Annotated in this window: 17 protein-coding genes; 10 read left to right on the top strand and 7 right to left on the bottom strand. The window is 38.1% G+C overall.

The window, feature by feature from the left end; genetic code table 11:
* Window positions 1-6: 6 nt before the first annotated feature.
* Window positions 7-405, bottom strand: a complete 399-nt coding sequence (locus tag IQ31_RS05585) for a SpoIIAA family protein (protein WP_145327385.1) — start codon at window positions 403-405, stop codon at window positions 7-9.
* Between the two features lie 126 nt (window positions 406-531).
* Window positions 532-1,128 (bottom strand): DNA-3-methyladenine glycosylase, encoded by a 597-nt coding sequence (locus IQ31_RS05580; RefSeq protein ID WP_075992119.1) that lies wholly within the window; start codon window positions 1,126-1,128, stop codon window positions 532-534.
* Window positions 1,129-1,588: 460 nt separating this feature from the next.
* On the opposite strand from IQ31_RS05580, the gene IQ31_RS05575 reads away from it, so the two are divergent.
* Entirely contained in the window at window positions 1,589-1,924 is a 336-nt protein-coding gene (locus IQ31_RS05575; protein WP_145327384.1) for a hypothetical protein, read from the top strand.
* A 49-nt stretch (window positions 1,925-1,973) separates the two neighbouring features.
* Here IQ31_RS05575 and IQ31_RS05570 read toward each other — a convergent pair whose 3' ends face one another.
* A complete protein-coding gene (locus tag IQ31_RS05570) occupies window positions 1,974-3,752 on the bottom strand; it encodes an NPCBM/NEW2 domain-containing protein (protein ID WP_088161167.1) in 1,779 nt (592 codons plus the stop codon).
* Between the two features lie 558 nt (window positions 3,753-4,310).
* On the opposite strand from IQ31_RS05570, the gene IQ31_RS05560 reads away from it, so the two are divergent.
* The 4 genes from IQ31_RS05560 (at window position 4,311) to IQ31_RS05545 (ending at window position 10,161) form a co-directional block, all read left to right on the top strand.
* The gene (locus tag IQ31_RS05560; RefSeq protein ID WP_075992121.1) at window positions 4,311-5,243 is read left to right on the top strand and encodes an SPFH domain-containing protein; all 933 of its coding nucleotides are present in this window, start codon (window positions 4,311-4,313) and stop codon (window positions 5,241-5,243) included.
* A 1,088-nt stretch (window positions 5,244-6,331) separates the two neighbouring features.
* Entirely contained in the window at window positions 6,332-6,646 is a 315-nt protein-coding gene (locus IQ31_RS05555; RefSeq protein ID WP_145327383.1) for a hypothetical protein, read from the top strand.
* 67 nt (window positions 6,647-6,713) lie between these two features.
* Window positions 6,714-7,490 carry a GLPGLI family protein gene (locus IQ31_RS05550; RefSeq protein WP_088161169.1) on the top strand — a complete coding sequence of 259 codons (777 nt, stop codon included), beginning with the start codon at window positions 6,714-6,716 and terminating at the stop codon, window positions 7,488-7,490.
* Window positions 7,471-10,161 carry a carboxypeptidase-like regulatory domain-containing protein gene (locus tag IQ31_RS05545; RefSeq protein WP_145327382.1) on the top strand — a complete coding sequence of 897 codons (2,691 nt, stop codon included), beginning with the start codon at window positions 7,471-7,473 and terminating at the stop codon, window positions 10,159-10,161. The genes IQ31_RS05550 and IQ31_RS05545 overlap by 20 nt, the downstream gene beginning before the upstream one ends.
* 105 nt (window positions 10,162-10,266) lie before the next feature.
* On the opposite strand, the gene IQ31_RS05540 is transcribed toward IQ31_RS05545, so the two are convergent.
* A complete protein-coding gene (locus IQ31_RS05540; RefSeq protein WP_145327381.1) occupies window positions 10,267-11,154 on the bottom strand; it encodes an alpha/beta fold hydrolase in 888 nt (295 codons plus the stop codon).
* 123 nt (window positions 11,155-11,277) lie between these two features.
* On the opposite strand from IQ31_RS05540, the gene IQ31_RS05535 reads away from it, so the two are divergent.
* Complete coding sequence (locus IQ31_RS05535) at window positions 11,278-11,646, top strand: MerR family transcriptional regulator (RefSeq protein WP_088161172.1); 369 nt, start codon at window positions 11,278-11,280, stop codon at window positions 11,644-11,646.
* A 578-nt stretch (window positions 11,647-12,224) separates the two neighbouring features.
* Here IQ31_RS05535 and IQ31_RS05530 read toward each other — a convergent pair.
* The 3 genes from IQ31_RS05530 to IQ31_RS05520 all read right to left on the bottom strand — a co-directional run bounded on the left by IQ31_RS05530 (window position 12,225) and on the right by IQ31_RS05520 (window position 15,287).
* Entirely contained in the window at window positions 12,225-13,766 is a 1,542-nt protein-coding gene (locus IQ31_RS05530) for a protein adenylyltransferase SelO (RefSeq protein WP_088161174.1), read from the bottom strand.
* Between the two features lie 129 nt (window positions 13,767-13,895).
* On the bottom strand, window positions 13,896-14,345 hold the full coding sequence (locus IQ31_RS05525; protein ID WP_145327380.1) for a luciferase domain-containing protein: 450 nt from the start codon (window positions 14,343-14,345) through the stop codon (window positions 13,896-13,898).
* A 15-nt stretch (window positions 14,346-14,360) separates the two neighbouring features.
* On the bottom strand, window positions 14,361-15,287 hold the full coding sequence (locus IQ31_RS05520) for an SRPBCC family protein (RefSeq protein ID WP_088161176.1): 927 nt from the start codon (window positions 15,285-15,287) through the stop codon (window positions 14,361-14,363).
* 583 nt (window positions 15,288-15,870) lie between these two features.
* Here IQ31_RS05520 and IQ31_RS05510 point away from each other — a divergent pair.
* From IQ31_RS05510 to IQ31_RS05495, 4 genes are all read left to right on the top strand, one after another.
* A complete protein-coding gene (locus tag IQ31_RS05510) occupies window positions 15,871-16,911 on the top strand; it encodes an endonuclease/exonuclease/phosphatase family protein (protein WP_088161178.1) in 1,041 nt (346 codons plus the stop codon).
* Window positions 16,912-17,065: 154 nt separating this feature from the next.
* Window positions 17,066-17,725, top strand: coding sequence for a SanA/YdcF family protein (locus IQ31_RS05505; RefSeq protein WP_198386088.1), 660 nt, complete (start codon window positions 17,066-17,068; stop codon window positions 17,723-17,725).
* Between the two features lie 86 nt (window positions 17,726-17,811).
* Window positions 17,812-18,408, top strand: coding sequence for a hypothetical protein (locus IQ31_RS05500; protein ID WP_145327378.1), 597 nt, complete (start codon window positions 17,812-17,814; stop codon window positions 18,406-18,408).
* Window positions 18,409-18,438: 30 nt separating this feature from the next.
* Window positions 18,439-19,161: a DUF2625 domain-containing protein gene (locus IQ31_RS05495; RefSeq protein ID WP_145327377.1), complete on the top strand. Its 723-nt coding sequence runs from the start codon at window positions 18,439-18,441 to the stop codon at window positions 19,159-19,161.
* Window positions 19,162-19,412: the final 251 nt, after the last annotated feature.

The raw sequence follows: 19,412 nt of genomic DNA, 5'->3' as shown, positions 1-19,412 counted from the left end.
AGCAGATCAAATTTTTTTATTGCTGTTCTCGATGAATTCTAATGCTTCCTCTAACTGATTTTCATCAAAATATCGCTCTTCTAAAGCCGAGTTAAATAAATGGAGCATCTTGTTTTCAATATTGACTATTGACTTCATGAAATCAGAATGGGATACAACCGCACAGCGTCCGATTTTTCCGAAATGTTTAATTCCCCATAATTCCCCTTCAAAAAATGCTTTTAATTTCATGTCTTTCATCATAGACATGTCTTTAACCTTAATCAATATGTTGACATGCGCATAACCTTCATTCAATTTTTCTTCGAAAAGTTGTTCTATCAAAAACGCATCAATTTCTGTAAATGATCCTATTAATTCCAACGCAAGTGCATTGCCTTTAAATTTTTTTATTTGATTGATCATGATGGTTTCTTGGTTTTATTGTTTTGCATGTCATCTATATCGTGAAGTTAAAAAATATGGAACGTAATTGAAATTCAGTTATTCACATGAATTAAAACTCAATTGCGGGGGCTGACGAATGAATGGTCACTTTCTGGCATATTTACTTTCCTTTACAAAAAAACGTAGGGGTAGAGCCGCGTGTTCCTGAGCATAAGCGATACCGATTCGTGCTGCTTTTCCGATTTGTGCGGGATTGTATTTTAATCCCTGATCTTCAATCCAAATGCGGTCGTCGGTCAATAGCGCATCATTAAATGACGCGTCAATTCCCAAAGCTTTGGCCGCAGAACCCGGTCCGTTGGAAAATGAGGGTTTTTCTGGCAACACGTGTCTCCGTAAAGCCATCACGTCAATGCCAACGAGCGGTTCAATACTCCTGATTAAAACGCATTGAGGATCCGCTGCACCAGAGGTAACAATATTCAACAGATGGTGAATCCCATAACATAGATATACATAGGCCACACCACCTTCACGATACATCGGCTCAGTCCTGGAGGTTCTCTTTCCGTTAAATGCATGAGATGCTTTATCCATAACGCCAAAGTAAGCTTCAGTTTCGACAATTCTACCCCCTGTTAGCAGGCCGTCTTTTTGCGTATAGAGTACCTTTCCTAACAGATCTTCTGCCAGGAATAAAGTATCGGTATTGTTATAATAAGATTTAGGCAGTTTACTCATCCTTTATACAAAAAATTGACTTATTTATCATTCGTATGGTACTCGTATCAGTAGAGGTATTCAATCCTTCTCTAAGCACAGTTTTGTTTATCCCTATTTCCCAGTTCTTTTTCTCCTAGGTTACATCGTATGTGTTCTCCAAGATTAGCCAATCCAAATCTGAAAGCAATACCATGCCATAACTGGCAACATCAATAACCTTACCCATCATCATCTATGAATCAAATTGTCAACGATTATGTCCGTCGTCTAACGTTGATTAAATATAGGGAAAATCACCATTTTATCGCTAACGAAGAGTAGTTAAGCAAATGATTTTCAAACTCACCTGATAGGGCCGATAAAAAGTCTACTTATGTTAATTTTCGTGAGGCCTAAGTAGCTGACTTTATTTTAAAAATCCATTCAGGAAACCTAAAATGATACTTGTTTGGCTCATCAGGCTGACAAATAGTTAGCAATGTATACGTATGGTCTGCAAAAAAAATATGATGACGGCAATTTTTCAGGTATCCATACCAATATTGCTTTAACGTGGCACGCAGCAAATAAGGTCGTTACACTGGTCAGCAAGGGGATGCCAGATGTCCTTTTTGATCGGGAGGTGGACAACAGTGTGGCGTTGAGCACTGAGCTGACGGAAGCAGAAATACAAAAGGTATTTACACATTACCTTGCCCTGATTGACCGAGCCAAGGTTCGGTTTTTTGTGATGTCAAAAAATTTTGATGAGCTGCTGAACCGCAAAGAAAATAGAAGTGAGATCAAATTGCCAGGCCAGCTCTGGAATATGTAAGCTTCTGGAAATACCTTTACGAACTGGATGAATAGGGGGCGTCGTTTTTTTATTTTATAAGATATGGGTTGCACCACATTGACCAGGCATTAAAGTTGTTGCCGCTTTGATCTTGCGTAAGGAGTTCAAGATCATCGACACCTGTTATATCTAGATCAAAAAGATGCTGTTCATTGGGCTTGACATTATGGGAAGAAAGGATTTTCCCATTACCACGGATGATAAATTGAATGCCCTCTGGTTTTTGAGCGCCGTCACGTAAAGCTGCGATGATTTTTAATTGCCGCCACTTTTTTGCAAGCTTGTACTTATATAGGGATGGTGCATGGGCATATAATCCTTTGCGATATACCTTAGCGCTGTTTTCTAGAAAAAATAAAGCATTAGATTCTGCTGTGTAATAATTTCTCGCTGGGTTTTCCCAACCTACGTAAGCTTCTTCCCATGCTGCGTCAGAAAGAAAGATACTATCCTTTTTTATGGTTTTAAGGTTGATGGGTTGGTCGTCCTGCAACAATTGATTTAAGACACTCAACTTGGCCTGTTTTTGATTATCCAGGCTGTCATTTTCTACTACTCTAATCAGGTCATTGACGGTAGCCTGACCAAAATTATTAATGGTTAGGAAATCTCCTTCGTTACTATGGCTAACCATTTTTCGGTATTCTTTAACTGATCCGTTGTGAAATAAAAACAGCATTCTAATTTCATAGGGTATATTGCCTTCAAAAGGAGCAATATCAATTTCTACAGAATTGCTCTGGTTGACTACAGCGGTAAAGCTGTTGCTCAAATACTCGGAGGTATTATAAGGGTGGATCAACGCTACAACGCCATATGGTACTGTACCTGCACGGTACTGGAGCTTTAATTTTGTCGTATTTTCAGCTTGAAATAGCTTAAATGATTGTAATAGGAATTCGTTTTTTTGTTGGATAGGTTTTGGTCGCTGTGTAAATATGGGATGACTACTTAGTTGAAATACTGAGGCTTTGGAAAATTTAGCTGATTTTAAACCACCCCATTTTTCGTCTTTGTAGTGCCTGCTGCCATATTCTCCCATTAAGGAGATCGTTTTTGAATTGAACTCATTTGGAAAACCATGATCGTGTGGTAATCCAAAAAGGTGGCCCATTTCATGTGCGATCCCACCAAGGTACCAACTGTTGAACTCTCCTACAGTACATGCTTTATTTGTGGCAAACATCTCAGTAAAAGTTATTTTGGTGCTTGCATCCGTGAGTAGTGCCGGATCTAGGAGGTCGCAGTCTGCAACCATGCACAAGCCCGAGGAAGCAGAGCCCTTGCCATAGTATGGCGAATGAAAGATGTAGGTACCATTTTCATCTTTATGGCTTAAAGCATTAATAACAAGGATATGTTCGGTGTTTGGATTGATAGCAGGTGCCAGTTTTTCGAAGATTTCATTTTCTATTTCACGCCCTGAATTTATTGTATAATCATTTGAGGATTTCGCCCCTTGAACCAAGTGGTACCGATAACCCGAATCGTCTGTCTCAAAAGAGATACCATCACTCTTAAATCCCGAATTTCCAAGCTCAGTTTTGTAATAGGAGGAGATATCTTTCAGTGTTCGGTCGAGACGATTTTTCCAATCGGAAGATAGCTTTTTGTCAGCAGGATAAAAATAAACAACCTTAACAGTATGAAGCAGTTTATTTTTATTTTTTGAAATTGCTCCTTGAGCGAATTGGTTGAGTGTTAATAGTAAAATAGACAGCATTATCCAGAGGAAGTTTGGCTGACGTTTCATCCATGGTAATATACAATCGCTATTGATTTCAATTAGGTTTAATCTAGGTTTCATATTATCTAGACACTAAGTTAAATAAAATCAGCATGATTTTCATTAATAATATGCATAAGTTCTTCTTCTATATAGTTTTATATCCTATTTGGCTTGAAACGCTGGTGAAGGGGAAATCAATTTATTCTTCCTTACGATAACCCAAGAGATCAAGTCCAGCTTGATTGGCCCAAATAATAACTCCTCCGTTTTTGGTCTTTTGTGGTTTCTATTTTCATATTTTATTTGGGTGGAGTGCTGTCCATCTATCAAGGTGTTATGCATATGCGGAGACCGAATTGATGAAAGATCCTTTGTGGAGTTATATCGTCTTAATACTCTCACGTATTTGTTATAGCAGTTGCTTTCGTTTTATAAATGGGAGTATCAGCGGAGGTAGCTTTATGCCAGGATTGCAGAGGTAAAGCGTTGATTATGCCTAGTACGATCAGATGAACCATGGTGATATTTGGGGATGATAACTTAGCGATTGATATTTACCGAAAAATAAGAGAATTGATATAAGAATGACAATGTAAAGATGTAAGTTTGTATATCACCAATATTAAATTTAAGGTTATGCTATATTTAGGAATTCTAGTCTTTTTTGGACTTATTACATTATTTGCTTCATTTTATACGGTAAAACAAGAATCTGCTGCTGTGATAGAAAGGCTGGGTAAATTTTTAAAAGTAAGTCATGCTGGTTTGCATTTAAAAATTCCGTTTTTGGATCAAATATCTAAACGTCTGAATCTTAGAATAAAGCAATTGGATGTCATAATTGATACCAAAACACTGGATAATGTTTTCATCAAGATGAAAGTTTCTGTCCAGTATCAGGTAATCAGAGACAACGTAAAAGATGCTTATTATCGTTTGGAGAATCCCGAAAATCAGATCACATCGTATGTTTTTGATGTTGTGCGTGCTGAAGTTCCAAAAACAAAATTAGATGACGTTTTCGTAAGAAAAGATGATATTGCCATTGCCGTAAAAAGTGAATTGCAGGATGCGATGCAAAGCTACGGTTACGATATTATTAAAGCATTAGTGACAGATATTGATCCTGATGAACAGGTCAAACATGCCATGAACAGAATCAACGCTGCTGAACGCGAAAAAACAGCCGCAGAATATGAGTCTGAGGCTCAAAGAATACGAATTGTTGCTGTAGCAAAAGCTGAGGCAGAATCTAAAAAACTACAGGGACAGGGTATCGCAGATCAGCGAAGAGAGATTGCGAAGGGACTGGAAGAATCTGTAAAAATGCTGAATGCTGCCAATATCAATGCACAGGAAGCCTCTGCGTTAATCGTGGTTACGCAACATTATGATACGCTGAATGCTATCGGCGCCAATAGCAGAAGTAATTTGGTTTTGCTTCCTAACTCGCCGACAGCAGCAAGCTCTATGCTGAATGATTTGGTTGTTTCAATTGCAGCGGCACAGAAGATTGATGGACATAATAGTGCGCAATTGCCTGATCTTCCTAAAGATGGCGGTCTTTAGGGATAGAAATCCAAAGAAGCTCTTCCATAGACGTATTATCTAAATGTTGATGTAACTGAATTCCTCAAAAGCAGGATATGGGATAAGATTACCAAGGGTACCACCAGGTTGGGCAATAAAGCATATGGAAATTGTAACATAGCAATATTTGGCTGATCGTAAGCGATCAATTGTATAGGAATTGGGGATGACAGTATTCCTAGAAGAACAACAATGAGAACTGAGCAAATACCGAATATGTTCCATAATCTGAAAATCTGGAAATTGAAAATTTTACGAAAGAATATGCCCGTTATCAAAAATATTAAGGCAGTAATTCCGAAAACTATATCATAATTGCAGCCAATAAAAGTCATTTCTCGCGGCAGCATTTTAGCTTTGAATAAAGCATAGAGAATAAATTCTACAGGAATACGCGAGATATGGATCGCCAAAAGCAAATACATATTTATTTTTGTATTAACCAATAGTATCGAACAACAGACGATTGTTATAACTGTACCCAATAGCGTTAAGGCGAAAGATGGGGGAAATTGTATAAAGAACCCTGCAACAGCGGCAAATGATATGAAGAGCGACCAAATGATATAAACTCGCATAGAAAGTTTGTGGCGTACAGCGAACCAAAATAATACAAAACAACTTATTGTAATAGCTATAAATAGATTCTGCATGATTAAAAAGCATATATCTTATAAAACTAAAGCATAAAAGGCCTAAAATACTTGCCTTAAGGCAAGTATTTTAGTGACAGGAATTCCTCGCTATATGCTTTTGACCAAAATGAGAATATTATAACGACAGATGCTCCAAGCATTGGTTATTATCGAGAAAATTTTATTTAGCTTCCCTCAACAGGTATTTAGGAGAGCTTTTTACTTCGTTACCTCAAAACGATTTGCTCCATAATTCGAGTTATTCAGTGATAAGCCCATTGCGAATAGTAACTAATAAGCTACGAATTCTAAGTGACCATTTACAGATATTTAATCATCATTTAAATAATTAAATGTGTCTTTATTTTTACTGCCATATACAAGGGTATGTCTTCAAAACATACCATGGTTTAACAAGTAAATTTAAAGACAATGAAAAGATTAATGATGAGTTTGGTAGCAATGGTGATGCTATCATCTGTTGCTTCGGCCAAGACAGCCGCAACAACAGTCAACGGAAATGCATCTGTGAAAACAACTTCCCAGCGCCTGGCCAACAATACGGTTAGGGTTACCGAGGCAAATACGGAAACGAATGCGGCATTCGTACGCTGTAATTTTAAAGTAAGTATTTATAGCTGTGATGGTGTTTTATTAGGCAGCGCTGTCTACACAGATTATGCTTCTTCAGCTGGCGGCTGTGCTAATTTCTTTGCAGCAATGCATGACTGGGTTGCAAACAACTAAACTTTTATTCATTCTTACACAAAAACAAAAGCGGGGCTTTGACCCCGTCTTTCTAAACTAAATTATCATGCGTAAATATTATATATTCTTTTTATTTCTATTCCTTTCTAGATTATCTTTTGCACAGCGGCTTCATGCGATATATGAATACATCCCATCAGCCATGGCTACTTTTAAAGAAGATGTTTATTATGATGGAACAGTGAAGATTGCAGTTCGTGATTCGATGCCAATACGCAAGCAGGAGCTCAACAAAGATGGCGATGATGAAGTAGCTTCCTCATTTTCGATAACAATCGGATCTGGCAAGAGGTATAACAGGGTCGTGATCCATCAAAATAAGGCTGACCAACAGCTAGAAACCCGTTCCATTCAAGGTGTTAACTATTTGGTGACGGACAAATTTCCGGCATTGGTCTGGAATACCGATTACACCGATGTGGATACGTTAGGCAAACATGTATGCCACAAAGCAACGGCCTCTTATCGTGGAACTACTTTGGTCGCTTATTATACCAATGATATTCCCGTACCTGTGGGACCATCGAAATTTGGTGGCTTGCCGGGCCTTATTGTGATGCTGTATAACGAAAGCGCCAATCCGAACTATTGGTACCTGAAGGAGGTAAATTATCCCTATGCGGGAAATATTCCCGTAAATGATAAATATATCCAGTCTTTACCCAAATTGAGCCTGGAAGAATTTGTCAAGAAAGACGACCAAATCAATGAAGAACAAATGCGTATTATGTACAGCAAAATGCCAATGATGGAAGGTGTAAGCGTTGATAAGCAAAAAGTTAGAGGCAGTGTAGAGCAAGTGTATGAATGGGAACATCAATAAGCGGATAGCGGCCTTATTCAGCTTTTGTCTGTTGTTTATGGTCGTACATGGACAGGTTGCTATCCATGGAAGCGTTAGTACTGAGGGAAAAGCGTTAGGAGGGGTACGTATTGATTTACGGCGTGATAGCGATAACAAAATGTTGGCTTATACGTTTAGCGACGGCCAAGGCAAATATCATGTGCAAACGGCCCAAAGTGGACCATTTACGTTGCTATTCAAGGCGCTTAGCTTTAAGCCAGTTTCCCTTTCGATTACACCTACGCAGGCCGACACGCTAATTGATGTACAGTTGTCAGCTGGAGGGGTGGAGCAATTGCAGGAAGTGATTGTCCATTCCAAAGGCCCCTACCGCCGGGGCAGAGATACCATTGAGCTTGCTGTGAAATCCTTTTTGCAGGGTGACGAGCGTACGGTAGAGGATCTTCTTCGAAAGATTCCCGGCATTCAGGTGGGGACCGATGGGAGTATCAAAATAGGCAATAAAGAAGTAGAAAAAGTGATGGTGGAAGGGGACGATTTTTTTGAAAAGGGCTATCGCCTGCTGACACAAAGTATGTCCGTTCGTCCCTTGGAAAAAATTCAGATATTGCAGCGGTATTCTAATAATAAACAGCTGAAAGGTATCGAAAATTCGGACAAAATTGCACTAAATCTGCAACTTAAGGAGGAAAGCAGGGCACAGTGGCTTGGCTCGGTGGATGCGCAGGTGGTTCCCATAGGTCCAAAATATTATCAGGCCAATGCGAACTTGATGAATTTTGGAAAAAAGAACAAATATTACCTATTAGGTGCTGCTAACAATAATGGAGTCGATGCCGTAAGCAGTATTAACCACCTGATCCAGTCTGGTTCTCCTGATGAACCAGGTCAGATTGGTGTCGGAATAACAACACCTACTTTGATAGATAATACGCCAAATTTGCCCAGTTTTGATTATAGAAGAACGAATTTCAATAACGATAAGCTGGTGTCCTTGAATACCATTTTAAATCCGACTCCACAGTTAAAGATCAAATGGCTGGGTTTTGCAAATCCTACTAAAAAATCATTTTATCGAAATACCGTGCAGAACTATCATTTGGAGGATATTCAATTTACCAATACCGAAGATTATCAGTTTACCAGAAACATCGATAACTACTTCACGAAACTGGAACTGCAGTTGGAGCCCAATAAGCGTACACTGTTGAGCTATTCAGGTACACTAGGTTCTCTGAGAAAAAATGATTTGGGTGCATTACTGTTTAATGGTGTTCAAAGTGAGGAACTGACCAAAAGTAAAGGATATTTGACCAACCATAGTCTGAGTTATAGCTACAAATTTTCGGAGCGGGATGTACTGGTCAGCTCACTACGTTGGATAAAGCAGCAGTCACCATTGGACTACAGTATCAATCAATACTATTATGAAGACTTATTTGGAGGTAAAGATATCCATGCGGTAAAACAACATATCGAAAATAATCTGCAGTACCTGGGCGCCACTACACACTATGTAAGCCGAAAGAAAAATGGTGATTTTTTTGAGTTGGCCTTCAATATGGCCTACCAGCAGCAACAGCTCAACACCGAATTGAAGTTGTTATCAAATCCAGACGAGTTGGGTGGGACAGCAGTATCTCCTTCGGAATTTTCCAATGCGATGGACTTAAACGTGTTTCAGACGAACCTTATTTCCAAGTATACCTTTAAACGAAATAAATGGGAATTGACACCTCGCTTGCAGGCAGGTCTTGTACAGAACAGGTTGACAGATTTTGGGAAACCCAAACATAAAAATAACCTGTTGCTTTTTCCAGGACTATCGGGGAAATGGGTTATCCACCCAAAAGGGCGACTGGAAACAGATCTCTATTTTCAACAACAGAATACCTCACTCACCGAGCTAATTCCCCATTATTATACGACAGGGGTTCGAAACTTTATTCGAGGAACGGATAATCTAGCGACCTTAAGTAGTTCCGGTGGCACGCTGATGTACACCTATGGCAGTATGACAGATCGTTTTTTTGCGAACCTTTCGGCCGGACATCAGATTTTGTTTGATTATGTGGGTACGGAAAGCAGTTTGGACCCCAATTTTAGCCTTGTGCAACAAGTATTGCTTAAAAACAAAAAGAGCAGCAATTACAAGGCAGATCTCAATTATTACCTGAAAGTTGTAGGTGGAAATTTCCGTCTGGATTTAGGTGCAAACACGGCAGATTACGAAACATTGGTGGTGGGCGTGGGCAATCGTCAAATTCATACAGAGACATATGATTATGGACTATCGTTTAGAAGTGCATGGAAATCCAGGTTGAATATTTACACAGGTTATGCCCTGCAGTCGGTTACTTATCGCTCAGATAGCAAAACTACACTCAATAATAGCCGCGGATTTCTGAATGTATTTTTGAATATGGGAAAAAATATACAGTGTAATCTAAAGAATGAATCCTATCGCTTTGGCAGTTTCCTTGGGCAGGATTCCAAGACCTATTATTTTTCGGATTTCTCCCTATCTTATGAATTGCGGCAACATAGGACAAGATTTACCATGACAGCAAAAAATATTTTTAATACTCGCTTTTTCAGAAATGCTGAATTGACAGACCTTTATAATACCAGCACCGAATATAAACTTTTGCCGGGTTATATCAGTTTTGGGGTAGATTATAGCTTTTAAGTTTTTATCTTGAAACCAGGACAGAACATATCCTCGAAGATGAAAAATTCTTTCAGGATAGGCCTGCAACCGTTGTTTTTTATTACAAGTTGATTTCATCCGAAATTAGATTGTCAATAAAAACGCTTTGATCAATTCGGCGGTTTCAATAGGTTTTTCCGCAAGAATAAAATGGCCACAGTTTTCAATTTTTTTAAGTGTTAGATTACGGGTGATTTCCGGTAAAGAATGAAGCAGTAGGTTATAGCCACTTGCACCAATCGCCAGGACTGGCATTTCTAATTTACTGTAGCTCGCGTAATCTTTAATATCCTGTGGAAAGGCTTGATACCATGCATTGGAACAACGAATAGCATCTTTATTGTCATAAGCTTCACTATAAACAGATTTATCAAATTGGCTTATGCTATCTTTATTAATCAGCAGGTTGTCAAATAACCAAGAGATGACGATTGACATGCGTCCCTCAAGTAACCTTTCCGGTAATTCTTTTACTTGGTTAAAAGCTAGCCACCATGGATATAGATAAGTTCCCCCCAAAACAGGTAACATAGGAAGCTGATACATGCTTGGGTCTGGATGTGGTGTATCCAGCAGTATCAATTTACTAGTTGCTTGAGGATAATTACAAGCAAAACTAAAAGCAACATGTGCACCGATATCGTGACCTGCAATAAAAATGCTGTCCAAGCCTAAATGCTTTACTAATTTGTAGATATCCTTGGCGATGTTCTTTTTGTCATAACCATTTTCCGGTTTATCCGAGCTACCCATTCCTCTAATTTCAACTACAAATACTTGGTTGCTTTCTGCTAATATAGGCATTACATGATGATACGCCCACCATGTTTCTGGATAACCCGGAATAAGAATTATGGGGTCTCCTTTGCCTCCGTGAACATAATGGATTGAAATGTCATTTATTACGATAAAATTGCTTGTGAAGCCAGGTACAAGTTTAATAAGTTCTTTGTCGGAATATGCTGTTTTCATGATAAAAAGATATTTATAGCGACCATTGATTTTCTATAGACAAATTTAAACTGTATTTTTACAACCAACAAGTATGAAGTATACTTTATACTTGTGATATTTTTTTAAACTATTGATTATCAAGTGAAATTAATTAGTCAGCTAGCGAGGGAAGCGAACATTCCTATTGGAACTATACGTTTTTATGAAAAGAGTGGACTCATTTCTGGCAAGACAAAAAAGGATATAACTTCCAATAACTACGTTTATTACGATGATGAAGTAATCGAAAAACTGAGGTTCATAAAGATGGCAAAAGCTGTAGGTTTTACGTTAGCTGAAATTAAGCAGGTTATTGATGCATGGTATCAAAAAGAGCTAACTCAGACAAGTAAAATGGAAGTGCTCGATCTTAAATTGGAACAGATAGATGCTAAGATAAGGGAACTTAAAGTAATGAAAAAGCAAATCGAACAATGTAAAAGCAATATCCAAAATGGTTTAAGTCGATAACCTATGTTTCCGGCTTTACCTACTCCTAGCTCATTGAAATGAAAAAGATGAAAGAATACAAAATTGCTATTGGATTGTCAACCGTATTGTGTCTAATTGCCTTTTTTATTAGAGATCGGTTTTTAATGTTTTTTACAACCGAAATTATAGGTGAAAGCCCCTTGTTTAAGAATAGCTGGCGTCTACCTGGCCAGGTTTTACCAACACTGATTTTTATTTTCTCTTTTGGAATTCTCCCTTTTCTGTATCTGTCAGTCAAAAATTATTGTAAAGTATCTTCGTTAAGAAATCAACGGCTTTCCCTTCTAATTATCAGTACTTCGGGACTTATATTGTGTTGGGTGCGCTTGGTTTATTTAAAATTTAAAGTTGCTCAGATACGAGACCTGTTAAGAAGGGCCGAGTTTACTTCGGATGGTGATATACCCAGCGTTCGGTTTCAAGATATGCATCTAGAGTCTTATCTCTTAGTAGGCTTACTTGTTGGCTGGCTACTAAGTATTATTATTTTTAGAAAATCTACAAATCCTAAACTTTAATTTCCCCCCCTGAATGCTTAACGAGAGGGGGGGCTCGTACTATGAACTGCATGAGAGTGTAGAACATCCTGCGGTGTTGTCATAGCTAGAAGGACGTTTGACGGAAAATTCCGGAAATAATTCTTGGTATGGATTTTCTAATGCTTGCGTTAGTTTCATTAACATTGCTGTTTTTCCAGCATTAATTTCTTCAATGCATTGGTAAAGCAGATAGTTCCGCAGTATAAATTTGGGGTTTGTTTTTTTCATTAAATCCAGAGACTCAGCTTTTGAAATTGAATTTGAATGCAAGCGGGATTGATAATGTTCCATGAAGTCTTTAAGTCGGCTAAGCTTTTCTTCATTTAACACAGCGTAAGCTACTGGGCTAAAATGTTCATGTAAATCAGTTTCTGGAGTTATTTTTTCCAATTGATTGAAGAATAGGGTATGATCCAATGTGAGTTCTTGCATTAAACCCTGCCAGTTGTTAAAAAACACCTCATCTTCCTTTTTTAGCCCATCAAATCCGAATTTTTTGCAAAGCATTTTGTCATGAGCTTCCCAAAAATAAACGCCAAAATTATTTAGGGTGTTTTCAAGGAATTTTTCATCGTTGATGATAGGTTGGAGGGCATTCGCAAGTTTCCATAAATTCCAGTTTGCAATCTGTGCCTGCTTTCCAAATGCATATCTTCTTCCTGGTAGATCCGTCGTATTGGGCGTGAAATTTAAATTATATTCATCCACCATTGAATAGGGACCATAATCGATCGTTAGGCCTAAGATCGACATATTGTCTGTGTTCATTACCCCATGCACAAAACCTACTCTAAACCACTCTGCCATTAAGTCTGCCGTGCGGTTACATACATTTTCAAAAAAATCTTTATATTTCTGCTGATCGGATGAAACAATTTCAGGGAAGTAATTTTCAATCGTAAAATCAAGCAGATCCTGTAATAAGCTATGCTCGCCCTGAGCAAACATCAGTTCAAAATGTCCAAAGCGAATGAAGCTTTCGGCGGTTCTGATTACCACGGCTCCTTTTTCGTATTGTGGGTTGCCGTTGTACATGATATCCCGAAGAACATCTTCTCCCGTAAAGGCCAGGCTTAAGGCTCTGGTAGTAGGTATGCCCAAGTGATACATGGCTTCACTCATCAGGTATTCACGTACAGAAGACCGCAATACGGCTCTTCCGTCTGCACGTCTTGAATAGGGCGTTGCACCAGCTCCTTTCCATTGAATTTCGGTCTTCTTACCTGCGGCATTGGTAATTTCTCCTGCAAGAATAGCCCTACCATCGCCCAGTTGTCCGGCCCAGTTACCAAATTGATGTCCCGCATACGCTGTAGCGTAGGTCTGAATATTGTCGGGTAGGTGAGATCCTACCAAAAAGTTAAGGTCCTTTTCTTCAAATTTACCCAGCCCTATTTCCTCAGAAAGAGCCTCATTGAAAGCAATCAGTTGAGGCTGTTCAAACCCCGTAGGTTCGATCGTAGCAAATAACACTTTTGGCGTGCCTCGCTGTGTAGGATTATTGGAAAAATCTCCAGGGAATTTTTTGAGGAAAGGTTGTTTGATCTGTTCAATATTCATACGGCAAAGATATTAATTATAAAAGATATAGACTTTCCAAATTATGGAAAGGTCCTGCATATGGTCAAAGCGTTTTCAGAATGACCATGTTGAGAGAAAAATCAGTTGCTGTCGGACTAGGCTCGCTAATTATTGCAGTGACTGAACGATCAAAGCCTGTCTAACAGAATTCTGTTTTTCTCTAGCACGGTCGTAAGCCTTTTTCAAGAGGTAACAGGCATAGGCAACATCTTGCTTATTGTGAAGGTAAAAACTGATCCATCCTGAATTTTTAAATAGATGATGGTCCTTGATTTTTCCGTCCATCATTAATGATTTTTTTAGCTCTTTATTTAATAAAATATCCACTAAACCATTGCTATGTACATGTGCGAATTCCTTTCCCGAATAATTGAACGCAGTCCCGCCATATTTATGTATCCCAACCGTCGTCCCGGGCATACGTTCGACATTTTCTTCCAGGTCATCGATCCAATGTAGTAGTTCGGGCTTCACAATGAACATCCAAAGTCTCATAAGACTATCAAATAGGATGGCTAATAAAGGGATATCCTTTAAAAAGCCAAGTTTTCTTACCACAAAAGAAAACATAGGTTATCGCTCGCTTAATAGTTTAATATGCTCCATTACTCGGAAATGCACATTCCTAGTGATACTTTCTGCCCAAAGGTCATAATACCAAGTAGGGAAGACATGGAGATTATACCAACTGTTCCCGATAAGGGTAGTGGTACCATTTCCATTGTCTTTCAACATAAATTGACCTCTTTTGATATCTATATGCCCCATAATTTCAGGGTCTTTGGGTTGATCAATGATATCAAAAACTAAGTTTTCATTGACGTCAAATTTTACAATCTTCTCATCGAAAATATATCCGTTGCTGAAAATGCATTTTCGGTTTGCGCCCAGTTTATGCTCACTTACCGTTGTGGCCATTGGGCTCGGCATTCCTATATTAAAGAGCCAATAGCTTTCCTTCTGAGATATCGGATCGAAGGCGACCACGTGCTGCCATACTTGTGCTGGACTCGCATGAATCAAGATCTCATCGGAGACCATATTTTCGTGATGATGATCACTCAGGGAGTCAACAATAAAAATTCCAAGTAACAGGCTAACAATGCTTATATTCAATTTTTGATTGCTCTTTTTAAACATTGACCTTCCAATAAAGGCGCCTGCGATAACAAAACCAAAAATAAGAGGGGAAACAATTAAGAGGCAAATAATGCCTTCACCTAAGAATATAAAGCTCAGTAAGATAGCCATGAGACTACCCAAGATAGAGCATGCCGTTATTTGTGTTCCTCTCATGTTGGTATCTTTCCAACACCAAGCCATAATAATACCCATCAACAGTGGAATAATCACAAACTCGGAAAAGACAAGTACACCCACATCCTTGGGCAGCAATGAAGATTGCATACCAATAATTAGAAATGCAAAAATGTTGGCTATTAGAATGCCCTGAACTATTTTAGAACTTCGTACTTTATAAAACGTTTGTTTCAAACTCATCGTATTTGATTGTTAGGCTTCCCGACTCAGGCTGATCTGATGTTAGCCTCATATTCACACACTGCTTAAAGGCGTTTAAGTGAAAGGGCGATATCGAAGCTAATGCTTTTTTAATTGTTAATGACCAGTGGTGTCTGAATATTTATTTCGGTATTTTGTGCCTTTACCCAGGGACCAGCATAATAGTTCCATTCATCATCCGGATGACAATTTATGAATATGCCACCCACTTTTGGCTTGCCATCCGTTATGCTAAAACTTTGTATGGCTAAGATATTAAATAATTCGCTATTTAATAAATTTTGGAATGTTGCTAAATATAATGCTATTCAATTGAAGCTGACCAAAATGTTACAAATACGGAAATGCCTTTGCGTTGGATGTATCCTACTTCTGAATTCGATACAAATCGCGAAAAAGTTGATGAAGCAAGTCTACGACAATGTGGTGGAGTTGCTAATGTGGATAAAATTATTTGGTTATTACAGAAATAAGTAAGAAACTCGCTTATAAGATAATGGTAGAAACCGTATTTCGATAAGAACGTTGTGGTAATGCTTGTTCATAGAAATAGACAACTCCAATGAAATTAAGGAAAATTATATTGCTTTTGGTGATAACCCTTTTAGGGCATACGCTCTTCGCTCAGGCAAAAAATGAGGTAAAGGTACTGCAAATCAATATCTGGCAGGAGGGGACTGTCGTGCCGAATGGGTTTCCTGCGATTGCAGACGAAATTATTGCCAAGCATGCAGATGTGGTTCTCTTTAGTGAAGTCCGCAATTACAAGGGAACAGACTTTATTCAGCGTATACTAACGGAACTCAAAGCTAAGGGGGCTATATATTTTGGCCAGTCCAGTGACGCAAAACTGGATGTCGGTTTTATTTCCAAATATCCGATTGAATCACAGCATGCGCTTTATGAAAAAGACAGTACTATGGGCGGGGTTTTAAAAAGTAAGATCAAGATTGGAAAGCGTTCTTTTGTATGTTATTCTTTACACTTGGACTACACGAATTATGCCTGCTATTTGCCACGTGGTTATGATGGTGTGACCTGGAAGAAGTTAGATCGCCCTGTTTCAGACGTAGGTACCATTATTGAGGCTAATCGGAAAAGCAAACGTGATGAAGCTATCCAGGATATCCTGAGCGATGTAGAAAAAGAGGATCAATCACAATCGTTTATTATTGCAGGTGATTTTAATGAGCCTTCGCATTTGGATTGGACATTGGCAACAAAAGATCTTTTTGACCATCGTGGGGCAGTGGTTCCCTGGGACTGTTCGGTTTTATTAGAAAAAGCCGGATTTATAGATAGCTTCCGTCAATTATATCCCAATCCGGTCAGTCATCCTGGTTTTACTTACCCTGCTTTTAACAAGGATGTTCCCATTGAGAAATTGGCATGGGCACCCACAGCGGATGATCGGGATCGGATCGATTACGTTTATTACCGCAGCAAAAAGCCGTTGAAGCCAGTAAAAGCTAACATTGTCGGTCCTGTGGAAACCGTAAAGTATGGGCAGAAGCAGGAAAAAGATAGTGAAGATAACTTCCTGCTGCCCGAAGGCGTGTGGCCAACCGATCATAAAGCGATGTTGGTTATGTTTAAATTCTAGTGCATTAATAGCCATATGAAATATACCGAAAAGCCCGTAAGTGCCTACGAATGATAATTTATCTTCAGCGAATTATAATTGGTTCGATTTTTAATAGGTTGTACTGTTAAATTTGTGTTTAAAATGATAAGTTTATGATGAACAAATTAAGCTAATGAAGAAGATTAAAAGGTTCTTTTTAGTGGTTGTCGTTCTCTGTGTAGTAGCCCTGGTTGTTGTGGTGATAACCAATAACAATGTAAGGGCTAAAACAGATTCGGCGATTTTCACGGAACTTAAAGATGTGCCAAGAACCAAGGTCGCCATAATTTTTGGCGCTGGTATTAATGGTGATCAGCCAAGTAGGTATTTGAAAGATAGACTCGATGCCGGGATTTCGTTGTACAAAAACCACAAAGTGGATAAAATATTGTTGTCGGGAGACAACGGAAGAGACGAGTACGATGAGCTTAGCGTAATGAAGTTGTACTGTCAGAAAAATGGCATCGATACCGCAAAAATTTATATTGACTATGCTGGGTTCGATAGCTACTCGACCATGTACCGGGCAAAATATATATTTAATGTTGATACGGCAATCTTGGTATCTCAGAAATATCATCTAAATAGATGTGTTTATCTGGGCGATAAATTGGGCATAAAATCATTCGGCTATAGTGCAGATCGGGGCGCTTACCCGGGGTATAAATATTATGCATTTAGAGAAAAACTATCAGTTACGAAAGCTGTTTTGGATATAATGAGAAATAGAAAACCAAAGTATTTAGGTAAACAGGTGGATGTAAACGGAAAGTCGAATTATACGAAAGAATAGGTTAGATTTTATAGACCGATAGACTATTTATTATCGTAAAATTGTTTGAGAAACCAGGTATTAATTTAATATTAGATAACAGACAAATGAAAGTTATTCTAAAAATACTCCTAGTTATATGTGGGATAGGGATCGCAATTTTCGTGGGTTTTATCGTTATGATTCAGGCCGCTTTTGGTGGTTTTGACAAAGATTATTCCGTAACGGAACTTAAAGAAAACTTTGAGAAAAAAAGAGCCGAGATTTATGAAGTCAAAAATTATATAAACAAAATAATTCCACCAGATAAATCTGTTGAAATAGAATTTAGCAAAAACAATACTTTAGGTATTTTTCATTTGAAAGTGGGCGGCAAGTTTGAAAGTAACTGGGATGTGAAAATTAATTCGAATAAAGCAGACTCTTTATTGCAAAAACTTGGTTGGACAACAGGGACTTTAAAAACACTTAAAGAAAAGTTAGATAATGCAAATTGTATCGGTATCACAAGCGGAGAACCGTGTAATATTAGCTTTCAACGAAGCGGAATGGGAATGTATTCCTTTAATGTGTTTGATAAACCAATTGCTGATAGCTTAAAAACGGCTTATAATGACGGTTGTACTTACATTATGGTAAATGACAGGCTTGTGCTGGAATATGGTGGTGGCGCGATTGGAAGTCAATGCTTTTATAATAGGTAGAAAGCTTAGTCGCTAAAAAGAACAGGCCGTATGAAATTGACTATTAAAACCTTACTATTTGTCATGCTTTCTCATTTTGCTTTTGGGCAAGCCAAAATGAGAGAATTAAAAGAACTTATTAATAAGGATGAAGACGCCATAAAGTTAATCATGGCTTGGAAAAATGCTGCAAAAAATAGGATTCAAATTTTAGCGAATGACTCATTAAGGTCCAATGAAGCATTATTTAATACCCAAATATCAACACGTTCACCAATGGGTGCAATAGTTTTTCATACGGGTGGTATTTTGATTGATAATGGATGGATCAGGATTTACGGTTCTGGAAGCGAGAAATTAAATCGAAATCTACCAAATTGGAATAAAGGGAAAACTTTTCAGAATTTTGGCGACAAACCCGGTTATTTAATTATTGCAGATGATGCTGTAGGTGGATTTTTCTTATTAAATGGAGGTGATTTAGGAAATGATTTAGGCAAAATATACTATCTGTCTCCGGATAATAATGAATATGAACAACTCGATCTAACTTATACAGAATTTATTAATTTCTGCTTTAGTGGAAATATTGATGTGTTTTATAGGGATTTACGTTGGAAAAATTGGGGAGATGACTTCAAGAAACTAAGTGCCAATGAAGCTTTTATCTTTTATCCCTATTTATGGACTAAAGAAGGAAGGGACATCAATAAAGTGGAAAAAAATAAAGCAAGTATGGAAGAAATCTATACATTGAGAACACAGCAACTATAATATAAATACTACAAAGATTGTATCCTCCGCTTAAGATATCCAAACTACTTTTTCAAGCAGAAATAAGTCACCTTTTTCATATAAACCATTGCATATTAGTTAGCAGTAATCGAGTTCAAGCTCTTTTGAAATAACTCATACGATGGAATAGTTGATTACTCCATCTTATCTTCAACCGAAGAGTTGTTCTTTGGTACCTTAACTATTCATAATTCCTTCAATAAACAAAAATCGTCATTCAGAAGTTTAAA

The sequence above is a fragment of the Sphingobacterium siyangense genome (assembly GCF_007830445.1).
GTDB lineage: Bacteria > Bacteroidota > Bacteroidia > Sphingobacteriales > Sphingobacteriaceae > Sphingobacterium > Sphingobacterium siyangense.
The sequence above is the reverse complement of the archived record's forward strand: the minus strand, read 5'-3'. Positions and strand labels throughout refer to the sequence as shown.